The following is a 15611-nucleotide window of genomic DNA, read 5'->3' on the forward strand; positions in this document are numbered from 1 at the left end:
TGCAAAAGCCGGAGAAAACCGGGGGATAAACGCGTGCGCAGAATAGCACTTCTGCAATCGGCGGAATAGCGCCACCTACCAGGATTATTCCTGGTAATACTGGATTTTCTGATTAACCTGATTTCTCATGTAGCGTTGGGCAAAACTGAAACATCTCCAGCAGAATGGCCACGTAATCACGCGCCTCTTTTTTCAAATCGAAAGAGCCCGGCGCAAAGAGCCAGTTCTCCATGATTCCCGATATATAGCTGCGCATCAGAATGGCCGCTTTACGGGTTAACAATTTTGCCGGCAGCATCTGTGCTGATATACAATCTTTTAACACTTGCTCAATACGGTCATAACTTTCCATGCAAAGATTACGCTGAGCCTGTTGTAATAAGGCCATTTCACCGACAAATTCGCATTTATGGAATATAATCTCCATCATCAAGCGTCTACGCTCTTCGACTACCGTTGCTTCAAGGATATAGACTAATATTTCCCTTAAAACTGAGAGTGGATCGTCGGGGAATTTTGCCCGATACTCAATCTCAAGATCGCCGATACTGGATTCTGATAACTCCCAGATTTCACCAAATAAATCCGACTTGTCCTTGAAATGCCAATAGATAGCGCCGCGCGTCACGCCTGCCGCCCTGGCAATATCCACCAGCGAGGTTGACGATACGCCTTGCTGAGAAAACAGACGTAATGCGACATCGAGGATGTGTTGACGTGTCGCAAGGGCTTCTTGTTTGGTTTTTCGTGCCATAGGTTGGTGAATTTACAGAGGTTAGATTTACATACATTTGTGAATGTATGTACCATAGCACGACGATAATATAAACGCAGCAATGGGTTTGTGGACGCTGAACCATTGATCAATTTGAAATCGGACACTCGAGGTTTACATATGAACAAAAACAGAGGGTTAACGCCTCTGGCGGTCGTTCTGATGCTCTCAGGCAGCTTAGCGCTTACAGGATGTGACGACAAAGGGGCTCAACAAGGAGCACAGCAGATGCCAGAAGTTGGCGTCGTGACGCTCAAATCTGAACCTCTTCAAATCACGACTGAACTCCCTGGACGCACCAACGCGTATCGTATTGCAGAAGTTCGTCCGCAGGTCAGCGGTATCATTCTGAAGCGAAACTTTACTGAAGGCGGCGATATCGAGGCTGGCGTGTCTCTGTATCAGATCGATCCTGCCACTTATCAGGCCTCTTACGAAAGCGCAAAAGGTGACCTGGCGAAGGCACAGGCTGCTGCCAATATTGCTCAACTGACCGTGAAGCGCTACCAGAAACTTCTGGGTACGCAGTACATCAGTCAACAGGACTACGACACCGCGCAGGCGGATGCACAGCAGGCTAATGCTGCCGTGGTTGCAGCCAAAGCGGCTGTTGAAACCGCGCGTATCAACCTGGCCTATACCAAAGTCACCTCCCCTATCAGCGGCCGCATCGGTAAATCCGCGGTAACGGAAGGCGCACTGGTGCAGAACGGGCAGGCTACTGCGCTGGCAACGGTACAGCAGCTCGACCCAATCTACGTCGATGTGACGCAATCCAGTAACGATTTCCTGCGTCTGAAACAGGAACTGGCGAACGGCACGCTGAAGCAGGAAAACGGCAAAGCGAAAGTCGACCTGGTGACGAATGACGGTACCAAATATCCGCAGAGCGGCACATTAGAGTTCTCTGATGTAACGGTTGATCAGACCACCGGGTCTATCACCCTGCGCGCTATCTTCCCGAACCCGGACCATACTCTGCTGCCTGGCATGTTCGTTCGTGCGCGCCTGCAGGAAGGTGTGAATCCGAACGCGCTGCTGGTTCCTCAGCAAGGCGTGACCCGTACGCCGCGTGGCGATGCTACCGCGCTGGTTGTGGGTGAAGGCGATAAAGTTGAAACGCGTGATATTAAAGCAACCCAGGCGATTGGCGATAAATGGCTGGTCACTGAAGGGCTGAAAGATGGCGACCGTGTGATTATCACCGGCCTGCAAAAAGTCCGTCCCGGCGCGCAGGTGAAAGCGCAGGAAGTGACTTCTGACAATAAAGAACAAGCCGCAGCCGGCGCAGCGTCAGAAAAAACTCAGTCTTAACTTAAACAGGAGCCGTTAAGACATGGCTAATTTCTTTATCGATCGCCCGATATTTGCATGGGTGATCGCAATCATCATCATGCTTGCCGGGGGACTCGCGATCATGAAACTGCCGGTAGCGCAATATCCAACGATTGCGCCGCCAGCCGTGACGATCTCCGCGACCTATCCGGGTGCTGATGCCCAGACGGTGCAGGACACCGTGACACAGGTTATCGAACAGAATATGAACGGTATCGATAACCTGATGTACATGTCCTCCAACAGTGACTCTACCGGTACAGTACAGATAACCCTGACCTTTGAATCCGGTACCGACGCGGACATCGCGCAGGTACAGGTGCAGAACAAACTGTCGCTGGCAACACCGTTGCTGCCGCAGGAAGTTCAGCAACAAGGGATCAGCGTAGAGAAGTCCTCCAGTAGCTTCCTGATGGTTGTTGGTGTCATTAACACCAACGGCACCATGACTCAGGAAGATATTTCCGACTACGTTGCGGCGAACATGAAAGACCCGATCAGCCGTACGTCTGGCGTTGGTGACGTTCAGCTGTTTGGTTCGCAGTACGCGATGCGTATCTGGATGGACCCGACCAAACTGAACAACTTCCAGTTGACTCCGGTGGATGTTATCGCGGCGATCAAAGCGCAGAACGCCCAGGTTGCAGCCGGTCAGTTAGGCGGTACGCCGCCGGTGAAGGGCCAGCAGCTTAACGCCTCTATCATTGCGCAAACCCGTCTGACCAGCACCGATGAGTTCGGCAAAATTCTGCTGAAAGTGAATCAGGATGGTTCGCAGGTTCGCCTGCGCGACGTGGCGAAGATTGAGCTGGGCGGTGAGAACTACGACATCATCGCGAAGTTCAACGGTAAACCGGCTTCCGGTCTGGGTATCAAGCTGGCGACCGGTGCGAACGCGCTGGACACCGCGAAAGCTATCCGTGCCGAACTGAAGAAGATGGAACCGTTCTTCCCGTCAGGCTTGCAGATTGTTTACCCGTATGACACCACCCCGTTCGTTCAGATCTCCATTAACGAAGTGGTGAAAACGCTGGTTGAAGCAATCATCCTGGTATTCATCGTGATGTACCTGTTCCTGCAAAACTTCCGCGCGACGTTGATTCCGACGATCGCGGTGCCGGTCGTCTTGCTGGGTACCTTCGCTATCCTTGCCGCCTTTGGCTTCTCCATCAACACCCTGACGATGTTCGGGATGGTGCTGGCGATAGGGCTATTGGTGGATGACGCCATCGTGGTGGTAGAAAACGTCGAGCGTGTAATGACCGACGAAGGGCTACCACCGAAAGAAGCGACGCGTAAATCGATGGGCCAGATTCAGGGCGCACTGGTGGGTATCGCGATGGTGCTGTCGGCGGTATTTATCCCGATGGCCTTCTTCGGCGGTTCTACCGGGGCAATCTACCGTCAGTTCTCCATCACTATCGTTTCGGCGATGGCGCTGTCCGTACTGGTGGCGTTGATTCTGACTCCGGCGCTGTGTGCCACGATGCTCAAACCGGTCGCTAAAGGCGATCACGGTGAAGGCAAAAAAGGCTTCTTCGGCTGGTTTAACCGCATGTTTGATAAGAGCACGCACCACTACACCGACAGCGTAGGCAACATCCTGCGCAGCACCGGTCGTTATCTGCTGCTGTATATCATCATTGTGGTCGGCATGGCCTTTCTGTTCGTTCGTCTGCCAAGTTCGTTCCTGCCAGATGAAGACCAGGGCGTGTTCCTGAGTATGGCCCAGCTTCCGGCGGGTGCCACGCAGGAGCGTACGCAGAAAGTGCTGGATGAGATGACCAACTACTATCTCACCAAAGAGAAAGACAACGTTGCATCCGTGTTTGCGGTTAACGGCTTTGGTTTTGCGGGTCGTGGTCAGAACACCGGTATTGCCTTCGTTTCTCTGAAAGACTGGGCGGATCGCCCAGGCGAAGAGAATAAAGTTGAAGCCATTACCCAACGTGCGATGGGCGAGTTCTCGAAAATTAAAGATGCGATGGTGTTCGCCTTTAACCTGCCAGCAATTGTTGAACTGGGTACGGCGACCGGTTTCGACTTCCAGCTGATTGACCAGGGTGGCCTCGGCCACGAGAAACTGACTCAGGCACGTAACCAGCTGTTCGGCGAAGTGGCGAAACACCCGGATCTGTTAGTCGGCGTGCGTCCTAACGGCCTGGAAGATACCCCGCAGTTCAAGATCGATATCGATCAGGAAAAAGCACAGGCGCTGGGCGTATCTATCAGCGACATCAATACCACGCTGGGCGCAGCCTGGGGTAGTAGCTACGTCAACGACTTCATCGACCGTGGTCGTGTGAAGAAAGTGTACGTGATGTCCGAAGCACAGTACCGCATGTTGCCGGAAGATATCAGCAACTGGTATGTACGTGGTTCTGATGGTCAGATGGTGCCGTTCTCCGCGTTCTCGACGTCTCGCTGGGAATACGGTTCACCGCGTCTGGAACGCTATAACGGTCTGCCGTCGATGGAAATCCTCGGTCAGGCGGCACCGGGAAGAAGTACCGGTGAAGCGATGACGCTGATGGAAGAGCTGGCGGGTAAACTGCCGTCGGGTATCGGTTACGACTGGACCGGGATGTCTTACCAGGAACGTCTCTCTGGTAACCAGGCCCCTGCCCTGTACGCGATCTCGCTGATTGTGGTCTTCCTCTGTCTGGCAGCGTTGTATGAGAGCTGGTCGATTCCGTTCTCCGTTATGCTGGTGGTTCCGCTGGGGGTTATCGGCGCGCTGTTAGCCGCCACCTTCCGTGGCCTCACCAACGACGTTTACTTCCAGGTGGGCCTGCTGACAACCATTGGCTTGTCGGCGAAGAACGCGATACTTATCGTGGAATTCGCCAAAGATCTGATGGAGAAAGAAGGCAAAGGCCTGATTGAAGCAACGCTTGAAGCGGTACGTATGCGTCTGCGTCCAATCCTGATGACGTCACTGGCGTTCATCCTCGGGGTTATGCCGCTGGTTATCAGTACCGGCGCAGGCTCCGGCGCACAGAACGCGGTAGGTACCGGCGTAATGGGCGGGATGGTCACCGCAACGGTTCTGGCTATCTTCTTCGTACCGGTGTTCTTCGTGGTGGTTCGCCGCCGCTTTGGCCGCAAAGTTGAAGAGACTGAGCACAGCCAACCGGCAGAACGTCACTAAGTCTGACCGATGATGAAAAGGGCCGCTGACGCGGCCCTTTTTTTATGCATTTTTATAATCGCACTTATCGTTATAAACGTTTTTAAAATGCAGTAATAAATTTTTATAATTAAAAAAACAGCGGTTATCTTTAATAGTGATGATTCATCACCGGGAGGGTTTCCACGCTTAAATGTTTAGGAAAACTCCGAAGTGTAAGGTGTTTTCTCTGATACTGTGCGGCGAATCATCTTAAACCTGCTGAAAATCCAGGCATCTGCCTGCCGCAACATTCGTGTGGATAATGGGTAAGTGAATGAATTCTAATGATTCAAATAATGTTTTTCTGGCGATACATTGAAAAATCTTAATCTGAGCCACATTTCATTATCGGGGAATTAAGGAAAACAGATTTAATTGTAATTTTTCGTAATAGCTCGGTGAAATCTCTTTCAGAGTAGATTATAGTTAGTGCATAAGGACTGTGCGTCTGCGCCAGGTTAGCCGGTAGTTACCCCATCCCACACACTGTTTGTTCTCGTCGTTTTACTCACGAATAAGGGGATGTGTTATGGACGAATACTCGCCAAAAAGGCATGATATCGCGCAACTCAGATTCCTCTGCGAAACGCTCTATCATGACTGCCTCGCCAATCTTGAAGAGAGTAACCATGGTTGGGTTAATGACCCCTCCTCGGCTATCAATCTTCAACTTAATGAGCTGATCGAGCATATCGCAACCTTTGCGCTTAATTATAAAATTAAGTACAACGAAGATAATAAATTGATTGCACAAATTGACGAATATCTGGATGATACTTTCATGTTGTTCAGTAACTACGGCATAAATAGTGAAGACTTGCAAAAATGGCGCAAGTCCGGGAACAAACTCTTCCGCTGTTTCGTCAATGCCAGCCGGGCTAACCCTGTTAGTCTCTCTTGTTAAGATAATTACAATCACATGGGTGAATTATGTCTGAGAAACCATTAACTAAAACGGATTATTTGATGCGACTGCGCCGTTGCCAGTCAATTGATACGCTGGAACGCGTCATTGAAAAAAATAAATATGAACTTTCTGACAATGAACTGGCGGTATTTTACTCAGCTGCCGATCATCGTCTGGCTGAATTGACGATGAATAAGCTGTACGACAAGATCCCATCTACCGTCTGGAAATTTATTCGTTAATCGCTATTTTCTGCAATTGCTACAGGCGTCAGTCAAGTCAACTAACGATCGTAACGTTCCACTTCCCCTGGTAAGTTTGTGATTAACTTCACATTGATCAACAGGGAACGTTCCCAATTGTTCCTGCGCCTCTTATGGTGAACACTCTCGACTGACGAGGAGTGTCACAATGAGTGAAGAGAAACGTAAAATGATCGCCGGCGAACTCTATCGCCCGGCTGATGCAACGCTCAGAGCCGATAGCCTGCGCGCCAAACAGTTGTTGCACCGCTACAACCATTCGTCGCCCGACGAAAAAGCATTACGCCACCAGTTGCTGGCTGAACTCTTCAATAAAAGCCACGATGCTTATATTGAGCCCAATTTCCGCTGCGACTATGGCTATAACATTACCCTCGGCGCCAATTTCTACGCCAATTTTGATTGCGTAATGCTGGATGTTTGCCCCATTACCATCGGCGATAATTGCATGCTCGCGCCGGGCGTACATATTTATACGGCGACCCATCCTCTGGATGCCACCGAACGAAACAGCGGCTACGAGTATGGCAAACCGGTGGTTATCGGTAATAACGTCTGGATTGGCGGACGTGCGGTGATAAATCCTGGCGTCACCCTTGGGGATAACGTTGTGGTGGCTTCGGGCGCAGTGGTGGTGAAAGATGTCCCTGATAACGCGGTCGTTGGGGGCAATCCGGCCCGCATTCTTAAAATGCTAAGCTAACGCGACTGTTATGCTTTTTTGAAACTAATCTGTTACTTTTTGTATTGGTTAATGCAACATAGAATAGGTGAATCCGCCCTGAGTTGCAGAGCCCAATGATGACAGAAATCCAGCGATTACTTACGCAAACTATCAATGAACTGAATATCCGTGAAAAGCGCGACAACCGGCCGCGCTTTAGCATCAGTTTTATCCGCAATCACCCCGGCCTGTTCCTGGCGATGTACGCGGCGTTTTTCGCCACGCTGATTGTCATGATGCGCTCTGAAACGCTTGAAGGTTCCGTCTGGCTGCTGTGGGTACTGTTTGCCCTGCTAAATGCGTTTTTCTTCTTCGACGTTTACCCGCGTTATCACTACGAAGATATCGACGTGCTGGATTTCCGCGTCTGCTATAACGGCGAGTGGTACAACACGCGCTTCGTGCCGGAAGAGTTGATTCAAGCCATCAAGAATTCGCCCCGCGTCAGCGCGCAGGCTCGCGCACAGCTGGAAAAAATGGTCGCCAGAAAAGGCGAACTCTCGTTCTACGATGTCTTCACCCTGACCCGCGAGGAAGCGACGCAATAATCCGCTGCAGCGTCCGTATCGCCGGAATAAAGCGCGATGCGGACGTATTGCCATAACCCAGCACCAGGCCCGAACGCTGATGCTGCGCATTCAGATAAAACTGGCTGAGCGCCGCCGGTGACATCTGCTGCTGGCGGGCTAGTTTTACCACCGCCACATCATCAATCCCGTCGATAAGTACCGTCAGGTGCAGCCCCCCCTCCCCGGCCAGCACCTGATGCGGAATCAACAGTTCCTGCGCCAGCGCCTCGCGTAATTGTGTTTGCCGTTTACGATAAAGCCGTCGCATCGCCGCCAGATGCCGCGCGTAATGGCCCTCCTCAATAAACGTCGCCAGCGTGCGTTGCTCGGCGCGATGCCCACCCCGCAGCAGGGCGCGAATCGCCGGTTGTGCGGCAGCGACCAGCGCAGGTGGCAACACCATAAAACCCAACCGCAGCGACGGAAACAGCGTTTTGCTGAAGGTGCCCAAATAGACGACCGGCGCGTCTCTCACCATGCCACGCATCGCCGGGATCGGCTCACCGCTGTAGCGAAACTCACTGTCATAATCATCCTCAATGATCCACGCCCCCGCGCGATGGGCAAACTCCAGCAGCGCCAGACGCCGCGCCGCACTCAGTACGCTGCCCGTGGGATACTGATGCGACGGTGAGGTAAAAATGAGACGCGGCGTCGACGCGGCCTGCGCAAACTGCATACCTTCATCATCAACAGGAATTCCCTCAAGCTGTAACCCCGCCGCCAGAAAGGCGCTTTTTGCGCCAAAGTAACCCGGCTCTTCCACCCAGGCCAGTTGCCCCGGCTCGCTCAACAGTTGGGTACAAAGATTCACCCCTTCCAGCGCGCCTTCGGTGATAACCACCTGGCTGGCATCGCAGTCGATTCCCCGTGAAAGCGCGAGGTGACGGGCAATCGCCTCGCGCAACGCCCACTCCCCGGCAGAATCGCCATAGCCCAGCAGCAAGCACCCCTCCTCTCGCAAGGTACGGTCAAGCAACCGCCGCCACAACGGTAAGGGGAAATAGTTAATCGCGGGCGTTCCCGGCGTAAAGAGCATGGGCGGCGATTCGCGCGGCGTCGCGGGCGGGAGCTCTTGAAACCGTTCGGCCACACATGCCGATAAAACTGGCGATGAAACGGTCGCCTGCGTTTTGGGAAGTGACGCCACGCGCGAGCCCTGTCTGTCGCGCAGCAAATAGCCTTCCAGCGCCAGCTGCTCCAGCGCGCTATTGACCGTATTACGGGAAATTGCCAGCCGCTGCGCCATGATGCGCGAACCAGGAAGGCGGCAGTTTGCCTGCAACTGCCCCTGCAAAATGGATTCTCGCAGCGCGTTGTAAAGGCCGCGCTGTAGCGTCTGCGGGCCGCGCATTGCCAGCGCGCGTTGCAGGAAAGTAAAAAAAGGATCGTCAGGGATATTCATCAGGGCTCCTCGTGGCACCATCAAAAGATACATCCATGGCACTTTTTATGGAACCAGTAAGTCTCTACTCTCATCTCGTCCACTTACAGCAAGGAGAGGTTATGAGTCAGCTTAATCAATTTAATCAACCCGTTGGTGATGCATTACCCGACTGGCAACCGCGTCCTCATCCGGCGCGCGTAGTGCTTGACGGCGCCTGGTGTCGCCTGGAGCCCCTGGCCGTTCATCATGCTGACGCGCTTTTTGCCGCGCACCAGCTTGCCGCCGATACGCGCAGCTGGACGTGGCTGCTGCGTGAGCCCGACCGTTGTGTGGACGATTTTCGCCAGTGGGTCGCCAGTGTGGAAAATCTCCGCGATCCCATTCATTTTGCGGTGATTGATAAAAGTACCGATAAGCCGGTGGGCTCACTGTCGCTGATGCGCATTGATGCCAGTAATGGCGTGGTGGAGGTAGGGCACGTGCACTTTTCGCCGCTGCTTAGCCGCACACCGATGTCAACGGAAGCCCAGTGGCTACTGATGTGCTACGCATTTGATACGCTCGGGTACCGTCGCTACGAGTGGAAATGTAATAGCCTGAATGAACCATCGCGCAATGCTGCATTGCGTTTAGGCTTCCAGTTTGAAGGTCGCTTTCGTCAGGTGCTGGTGATTAAGGGGCATAACCGCGATACGGACTGGTTTTCGATTCTGGATAGCGAATGGCCTGCGCTGGATACGGCGTTTCGTCACTGGCTTGCCGCCGACAACTTCGATGCCGACGGCAAGCAGCGAAAAACCCTGGAACAGTGGCGCAATAATGGAAAAAATTAACGTCTTTTTTTACGACCCTGCACCGCTTTAAAACGCGGATTGGTTTTGCAAATGACATACAGCCGCCCTTTGCGCTTCACAATATGACAGTCCGGGTGGCGTTGTTTTGCACTGCGTAATGAATTCAGAACCTGCATTACTGGCCTCTCACATCAAGAAAGCGGCCAAAGCGCTGACGGAATTTCGCGGCGCTGCCCTCGCTGGAAAACGACTTCTGTTTCCCGGTATAAAACGGATGCGACTTCGCAGACACCTCAAGAGTGACATAGGGATATGTCTCTCCTTCAAGCTCAATTTCGCGATCGGTCTTGATTGTCGAGCCGACTTTAAAATACTCATTGGCGCTGGTGTCGTGGAAGACCACGGTACGGTAATGCGGATGAATATTGGTTTTCATAACGCCCTCATCTTGTATGTTATAACATAACAATATGCTAAGGCATTATTCCGCAGCGATCAACCATTCGCTTACCAGGGTTATTTCCTTATCTCTTTTTCGCAAAAGCTCAGCACCCCGCAGCGGCATAAAATAGAAAATATCGTTATTGGTGACGCATCATCGAATCAGGCACGCTGGCGCTATCTCATCTCATCAGGAGCGATCATCATGCGTTGTTGTTGTTATCCCTTCACTCATAAAAATGCCCTTTTCCCCCAGCACTCTGGAGATAACAATGAGCCTGACGACACTGCCCGTTCTCAATCTGGCGCACTATCACTCTGCCGCTGAACGCGATGTTTTTCTTGAACAACTGCGTCATGCCGCACGCGACGTAGGGTTCTTTTACCTGACGCATCACGGCATCGATGACACCCTTTCGCAGCAACTCCAGCATCAGGCCCGACGGTTCTTTGCCCTGTCAGACGCACAAAAACAGCAGGTGGCGATGGTCCACTCCCCGCATTTTCGCGGTTACAACCGCAGCGCTGCCGAACTGACACGCGGCCAGCCCGACTGGCGCGAGCAGTTTGATATTGGCGCGGAGCGTCAGGCGCTGCATCTGAATGAAGACGATCCGCGCTGGCTGCGCTTACAGGGGCCCAATCTGTGGCCGCAGGCGCTGCCCACGCTGAAACCGGTACTTCTGGCGTGGCAACGTGCGATGACGGAGATGGCAATGACGCTGCTGCGCGCATTCGCACAAGCGCTGCAACTGCCTGCGCATGCCTTTGATACGTTGTATGGCGACAAACCCAACGAACATATCAAGCTGATTCGCTATCCGGGCCAGCAGGAGACACAAAGCAGCACCCAGGGGGTAGGAGCGCACAAAGATTCCGGCTTCCTCAGTTTCCTGTTGCAGGATCAACAAAAAGGGTTACAGGTCGAGGTGCGTGAAGGTGAGTGGATCGACGCCGCCCCGCTGCCGGGCAGTTTTGTCGTCAACATTGGCGAATTACTCGAGCTGGCGACCAATGGATATCTGCGCGCGACCGTGCACCGCGTAGTTTCCCCTCCCGCCCATCAGGACCGCCTGTCGATCGCCTTCTTCCTCGGCGCCCAACTGGATGCGGTCGTCCCCGTCTACGATTTGCCGGAAGCACTGGCGCGAGAAGCGCATGGGCCGCAAAGCGATCCGCAAAATCCGCTTCTGCGCGATGTGGGCTGGAACTACTTAAAAGGCCGCCTGCGTTCGCATCCGGACGTCGCAGAGCGTCATTATTCCGATGTGCTTCGCGCCCGCAGCGAACAACTTATCGCCTGAAAACAATAATAAAGGAATCACACCATGAAAAATGCTGCATTCAAACTGGCAGGTATCGCGCTCTCTCTTTCTCTGGCCTGGAGCGCGAGTGCCGCGCCGCTGCGCATCGCGGCGGACCCGGTTCCCCACGCGGAAATTCTCAACTTTATTAAAAAACAGGACCCGTCGCTCGACCTGCAGGTGGTGGAACTCACCAGCGGAGTCAACGCCAACGAGCTGCTGGCAAATGGCGACGTGGATGCGAACTACTTCCAGCACGTGCCTTATCTGAAAGACCAGGAAAAGGCATTAGGCAAAACCTTCGCCGTGGCGGCAACGGTGCATATAGAACCGCTGGGGATTTATTCTCACAAACATAAAGATCTGAAATCGCTGCCCGAAGGCGCGACCATCGCCGTGCCGAATAACGCCACAAACTTAAGCCGCGCGCTGTTCCTGTTGCAAAGTAAAGGGCTGATTAAACTCGATAGCAAATTCAGCGACCCGGCGAGTACGCTCGCGACGCCGAAAGACATCGTCGAAAATCCCCATAACGTGAAGATCCTGGAGATCGAGTCACCGCAGATCCCGCGGTCGCTGGACGATGTCGATCTCGCCGTGATTAACGGCAACTACGCGCTGGAGGCCGGTTTAACACCCGCAAAAGATGCGCTGGGGCTGGAAAGCGCGGCCCATAATCCGTACGCCAATATTCTGGTGACTAACCCGCAGCTCGCCAAGGATCCGCGCATTAAAGAGCTGGCGAAAGATCTGACCTCACCGCAGGTTGCGGAATTTATCCGCCAGCACTACAACGGTTCGGTGATCCCGGTCAGTGCGCCCCAGTCATGATTACGCTCGACGGGCTGAGTAAACAGTACGCCGGAACAGGCCGACCGGCGCTTAACAACGTCTCGCTTCACGTCCCGAAGGGGGCGATTTACGGTATCCTCGGGCGAAGTGGCGCGGGAAAAAGTACGCTGATTCGTTGTCTGAATTTACTGGAGCGGCCCACGGCGGGCCGCATTCTGTTCAACGACGAAGATATCTTACGGTTCAATAAAACCCAACTCCGGGCGCATCGCCTGCGCACGGGCATGATTTTTCAACACTTTAACCTGCTTCATGCGCGGACGGTGGCCGACAACATCGCCGTTCCGCTGGAAATCGCAGGCGTGGCGAAAGCAGAACGTCAGCAGCGTATTGAAGAACTGCTGTTTTTAGTCGGGCTGGCGGATAAAGCGCAGGCATTTCCTTCTCAGCTTTCTGGTGGCCAGAAGCAGCGCGTCGGCATTGCCCGCGCGCTGGCGGCGAAACCGGATGTGCTGCTTTGCGATGAAGCCACCAGCGCGCTGGATGCCGAAACCACCGCCTCGGTGTTAACGCTGCTCGACACCATCAATCGTCAGCTTGGGCTGACGATTGTCCTTATCACCCATCAACTGGAAGTGGTGAAAAACCTCTGCGACCACGCAGCATTGCTGGAAAACGGTGAATTGCAGGAGAGCGGAAAAATTGCTGACCTGCTGGTATCGCCCTGGTCGCGTCTGCGTGAAATGCTGTTAGGCGATGCCGATGAAGAACGTCGCTTTCTGGCCCGTCATGGTATCAACGGGAGGCCTTTATGCGTGGTCGCATGAGCTGGGACGATCTTTGGCCCATTCTCCTCAACGGCACGCTGGAGACGCTGTATATGGTGGGTCTGGCGGCGCTGTTTACGGTACTGATCGGCCTGCCATTGGGCGTGCTGCTGTTTATTTCCCGCCGCCACGGGCTGGTACCGATGCCGCGTTTAAATGCGCTACTGGGCGCATTGGTCAACACCGGACGCTCGCTGCCGTTTATTGTGCTACTGATTGCGCTGATCCCATTCACCCGATTACTGATTGGCACAACGCTCGGCAGTACGGCGGCGATTGTCCCCATTACCCTTGGCGCATTTCCTTTCTTCGCGCGACTCACTGAAAATGCGCTGGATGAAGTCGATTCCGGGCGAATTGAGGCGGTGCTCTCAATGGGCGGCAACACCTGGCACGTGATCAGCAAAGCGCTGCTACCGGAAGCGCTGCCGGCCCTGCTGGCGGGGATCACCTTAACGGTGGTGATGCTGATTGGTTTTTCATCGATGGCGGGCGTGATTGGCGGCGGCGGTCTGGGCGATTTAGCCATTCGCTACGGCTATCAGCGTTTTAACGATCAAATAATGGTCGCGACGGTCGTGACGCTGGTCATTATGGTGCAGGGCGTGCAGATGATCGGCGATCGTCTGGTGCGTGCACTGGCACATCGACGATAATTTGCGCAATCAATCTCAGAATAACCCTATTGTTTAATAAGCTTATTATTTTGATGGGATATACTTGTCGTACTTTGCCACATTAAGGACAACGCTGTGACAACACGACATTTGGTGGGTCTGGTGACAGGCGTGCTCATTATGGCGATTTTTTTGCCCATTTTACTGAGCATCTGGCTGGCTCACCGTGAAGCGGACGCCCAGTTCAGGGATGAACAGGAACTCTATGCTTCTCGCGTGATGGCGCGCACGCTGCAGGTGCTGGATCAAGCGAAAGCCGCGCTCATCCAGATAGACGCCTCGAAAAATCCGGGTTGTAGCCCGCAGCAACTGCTTGAAATGCGCCGCCTCTCCTACTCCTGGCGCTATGTTCAGGAAGTGCTTTATCTTAAGGGCTCAACGCCGATATGCTCCTCGCTGGAGGTGCAAAGCGCCCCCGTCACCTACCCGGAGCCCGATCGCATCACTCCCGATGGCTACCGCACCTGGTTTACCGCGAAAAACGATCTTGGCCTTGACCATCATATGATTGCCATTGCCAGTAAGCAGCATATGGTGATTATCGACCCCCTCTCCTTTATCGACGTTATTCCCTCTGAGCTCAGCAATATTCAGTCAGCGCTTTTGGGCACGGTAAGAGACCGCGTGCTGGCGAGCAGTCAGCCTATTGATATCGCGGTGTTCAAACGTATGCAAAAAGAGGGGCTGGAAACCCTGACGGTCAATCACACTATCTACACCGTGCGGCATTATCCCGAGCTTGATCTGGCCGTGGTTACCTGGTCGCCAGTTCAACCGAAAGTCGCCAGCTGGCATCATCAGTTGCTTATCTGGTTACCGATTGGCGTCTTAATCAGTTTGCTGGCCGCCTGGTTTATTCTGCGCCTGTTACGACGTCTGCAATCGCCCCACCACCGCATGCTCGATGCCTTAAACGAATCGGCCATTACCGTTCACTATCAGCCGATTGTTTCGCTAAAAAGCGGGCGAATCGTTGGGGCTGAAGCGCTGGCGCGCTGGCAGCAAACCGATGGCAGCTATTTATCGCCAGAGATCTTTATTCCACTCGCCGAGCAAACCGGGCTTATCACAAGGCTCACGGAAACGGTGGTAAAAAACGTCTTTCACGATTTGGGGAAATGGCTCCATGTTCATCCTGATCTCCACATCTCCATTAATCTCTCGGTTGAAGATCTTCGTTCTGCAACGCTCCCTGAACTATTAAGACAGCAACTCAACCACAGTCAGGTGAAGCCCTCGCAAATTGCCCTGGAATTGACCGAGCGCGGTTTTGCCGACCCAACCACCACGCTGCCTGCTATCGCGAGCTATCGCAAAGCAGGGCACGCGATTTACATCGATGATTTTGGCACCGGATATTCCAGCCTGCGTTACCTTCAGGATTTAGAAGTGGACACGCTGAAAATTGATAAATCGTTTGTGGATGCGCTGGAATACCAGCAGGTCACGCCGCATATCATCGAAATGGCGAAAAGCCTGAAGCTGGATGTGGTGGCCGAAGGCATCGAAAACGCCTGCCAGCAGGAGTGGCTGTATCAGCACGGCGTGCATTACGGCCAGGGCTGGCTTTACAGCAAAGCGCTGCCAAAAACCGATTTTATTATCTGGGCCGAGGAGAATTTGCGCTCGCACTAAGGGCTATGC

Annotated in this window: 16 protein-coding genes; 12 read left to right on the forward strand and 4 right to left on the reverse strand. The window is 53.4% G+C overall.

Annotated elements, in window-relative coordinates:
* Positions 1-112: 112 nt before the first annotated feature.
* Complete coding sequence (gene acrR / locus G163CM_RS11840) at positions 113-754, reverse strand: multidrug efflux transporter transcriptional repressor AcrR (protein WP_015965530.1); 642 nt, start codon at positions 752-754, stop codon at positions 113-115.
* Between the two features lie 141 nt (positions 755-895).
* Between acrR and acrA the strand changes: the two genes are divergently transcribed.
* From acrA to G163CM_RS11870, 6 genes are all read left to right on the forward strand, one after another.
* On the forward strand, positions 896-2089 hold the full coding sequence (acrA, locus tag G163CM_RS11845; RefSeq protein ID WP_015965531.1) for a multidrug efflux RND transporter periplasmic adaptor subunit AcrA: 1194 nt from the start codon (positions 896-898) through the stop codon (positions 2087-2089).
* A 22-nt stretch (positions 2090-2111) separates the two neighbouring features.
* Positions 2112-5261, forward strand: a complete 3150-nt coding sequence (gene acrB, locus G163CM_RS11850; RefSeq protein WP_015965532.1) for a multidrug efflux RND transporter permease subunit AcrB — start codon at positions 2112-2114, stop codon at positions 5259-5261.
* Between the two features lie 550 nt (positions 5262-5811).
* Entirely contained in the window at positions 5812-6186 is a 375-nt protein-coding gene (gene tomB / locus G163CM_RS11855; protein ID WP_231825098.1) for an Hha toxicity modulator TomB, read from the forward strand.
* Between the two features lie 26 nt (positions 6187-6212).
* The gene (locus tag G163CM_RS11860; protein WP_015965534.1) at positions 6213-6431 is read left to right on the forward strand and encodes an HHA domain-containing protein; all 219 of its coding nucleotides are present in this window, start codon (positions 6213-6215) and stop codon (positions 6429-6431) included.
* Between the two features lie 169 nt (positions 6432-6600).
* Positions 6601-7155: a maltose O-acetyltransferase gene (gene maa, locus G163CM_RS11865; RefSeq protein WP_015965535.1), complete on the forward strand. Its 555-nt coding sequence runs from the start codon at positions 6601-6603 to the stop codon at positions 7153-7155.
* A gap of 98 nt (positions 7156-7253) precedes the next feature.
* Positions 7254-7724 carry a YlaC family protein gene (locus G163CM_RS11870; protein ID WP_231828369.1) on the forward strand — a complete coding sequence of 157 codons (471 nt, stop codon included), beginning with the start codon at positions 7254-7256 and terminating at the stop codon, positions 7722-7724.
* Here G163CM_RS11870 and pdxR read toward each other — a convergent pair.
* Positions 7693-9150, reverse strand: coding sequence for a MocR-like pyridoxine biosynthesis transcription factor PdxR (gene pdxR / locus G163CM_RS11875; protein ID WP_231825099.1), 1458 nt, complete (start codon positions 9148-9150; stop codon positions 7693-7695). The genes G163CM_RS11870 and pdxR overlap by 32 nt on opposite strands.
* 101 nt (positions 9151-9251) lie before the next feature.
* Here pdxR and G163CM_RS11880 point away from each other — a divergent pair, with 101 nt between their 5' ends.
* The gene (locus G163CM_RS11880; protein WP_231825100.1) at positions 9252-9965 is read left to right on the forward strand and encodes a GNAT family N-acetyltransferase; all 714 of its coding nucleotides are present in this window, start codon (positions 9252-9254) and stop codon (positions 9963-9965) included.
* Here G163CM_RS11880 and ykgO read toward each other — a convergent pair.
* Positions 9962-10102: a type B 50S ribosomal protein L36 gene (gene ykgO / locus G163CM_RS11885; protein ID WP_103776587.1), complete on the reverse strand. Its 141-nt coding sequence runs from the start codon at positions 10100-10102 to the stop codon at positions 9962-9964. The two genes, G163CM_RS11880 and ykgO, sit on opposite strands and share 4 nt — an antisense overlap.
* The gene (locus G163CM_RS11890) at positions 10102-10362 is read right to left on the reverse strand and encodes a type B 50S ribosomal protein L31 (RefSeq protein ID WP_015965539.1); all 261 of its coding nucleotides are present in this window, start codon (positions 10360-10362) and stop codon (positions 10102-10104) included. The genes ykgO and G163CM_RS11890 overlap by 1 nt, the downstream gene beginning before the upstream one ends.
* Positions 10363-10639: 277 nt before the next feature.
* Between G163CM_RS11890 and G163CM_RS11895 the strand changes: the two genes are divergently transcribed.
* From G163CM_RS11895 to G163CM_RS11915, 5 genes are all read left to right on the forward strand, one after another.
* A complete protein-coding gene (locus tag G163CM_RS11895; RefSeq protein WP_231825101.1) occupies positions 10640-11671 on the forward strand; it encodes an isopenicillin N synthase family dioxygenase in 1032 nt (343 codons plus the stop codon).
* Between the two features lie 24 nt (positions 11672-11695).
* Entirely contained in the window at positions 11696-12502 is an 807-nt protein-coding gene (locus G163CM_RS11900) for a MetQ/NlpA family ABC transporter substrate-binding protein (protein WP_231825102.1), read from the forward strand.
* Entirely contained in the window at positions 12499-13290 is a 792-nt protein-coding gene (locus G163CM_RS11905; RefSeq protein ID WP_231825103.1) for a methionine ABC transporter ATP-binding protein, read from the forward strand. The genes G163CM_RS11900 and G163CM_RS11905 overlap by 4 nt, the downstream gene beginning before the upstream one ends.
* Positions 13287-13946, forward strand: coding sequence for a methionine ABC transporter permease (locus G163CM_RS11910; protein WP_231828370.1), 660 nt, complete (start codon positions 13287-13289; stop codon positions 13944-13946). The genes G163CM_RS11905 and G163CM_RS11910 overlap by 4 nt, the downstream gene beginning before the upstream one ends.
* A 96-nt stretch (positions 13947-14042) precedes the next feature.
* Positions 14043-15602: an EAL domain-containing protein gene (locus G163CM_RS11915; protein WP_231825104.1), complete on the forward strand. Its 1560-nt coding sequence runs from the start codon at positions 14043-14045 to the stop codon at positions 15600-15602.
* Positions 15603-15611: the final 9 nt, after the last annotated feature.

Origin of the sequence: Pseudocitrobacter corydidari, assembly GCF_021172065.1 — a bacterium.
GTDB lineage: Bacteria > Pseudomonadota > Gammaproteobacteria > Enterobacterales > Enterobacteriaceae > Pseudocitrobacter > Pseudocitrobacter corydidari.

What these genes read in the sequence shown, in the direction of transcription:
- G163CM_RS11910 (WP_231828370.1), top strand. Translation starts at nt 13,287, where the DNA reads ATGAGCTGGGACGATCTTTGGCCCATTCTCCTCAACGGCACGCTGGAG.
- pdxR (WP_231825099.1), bottom strand. Translation starts at nt 9,150, where the DNA reads ATGAATATCCCTGACGATCCTTTTTTTACTTTCCTGCAACGCGCGCTG.
- acrR (WP_015965530.1), bottom strand. Translation starts at nt 754, where the DNA reads ATGGCACGAAAAACCAAACAAGAAGCCCTTGCGACACGTCAACACATC.
- G163CM_RS11870 (WP_231828369.1), top strand. Translation starts at nt 7,254, where the DNA reads ATGACAGAAATCCAGCGATTACTTACGCAAACTATCAATGAACTGAAT.
- G163CM_RS11890 (WP_015965539.1), bottom strand. Translation starts at nt 10,362, where the DNA reads ATGAAAACCAATATTCATCCGCATTACCGTACCGTGGTCTTCCACGAC.
- ykgO (WP_103776587.1), bottom strand. Translation starts at nt 10,102, where the DNA reads ATGCAGGTTCTGAATTCATTACGCAGTGCAAAACAACGCCACCCGGAC.
- G163CM_RS11895 (WP_231825101.1), top strand. Translation starts at nt 10,640, where the DNA reads ATGAGCCTGACGACACTGCCCGTTCTCAATCTGGCGCACTATCACTCT.
- G163CM_RS11905 (WP_231825103.1), top strand. Translation starts at nt 12,499, where the DNA reads ATGATTACGCTCGACGGGCTGAGTAAACAGTACGCCGGAACAGGCCGA.
- tomB (WP_231825098.1), top strand. Translation starts at nt 5,812, where the DNA reads ATGGACGAATACTCGCCAAAAAGGCATGATATCGCGCAACTCAGATTC.
- G163CM_RS11880 (WP_231825100.1), top strand. Translation starts at nt 9,252, where the DNA reads ATGAGTCAGCTTAATCAATTTAATCAACCCGTTGGTGATGCATTACCC.
- G163CM_RS11860 (WP_015965534.1), top strand. Translation starts at nt 6,213, where the DNA reads ATGTCTGAGAAACCATTAACTAAAACGGATTATTTGATGCGACTGCGC.
- maa (WP_015965535.1), top strand. Translation starts at nt 6,601, where the DNA reads ATGAGTGAAGAGAAACGTAAAATGATCGCCGGCGAACTCTATCGCCCG.
- acrA (WP_015965531.1), top strand. Translation starts at nt 896, where the DNA reads ATGAACAAAAACAGAGGGTTAACGCCTCTGGCGGTCGTTCTGATGCTC.
- G163CM_RS11900 (WP_231825102.1), top strand. Translation starts at nt 11,696, where the DNA reads ATGAAAAATGCTGCATTCAAACTGGCAGGTATCGCGCTCTCTCTTTCT.
- acrB (WP_015965532.1), top strand. Translation starts at nt 2,112, where the DNA reads ATGGCTAATTTCTTTATCGATCGCCCGATATTTGCATGGGTGATCGCA.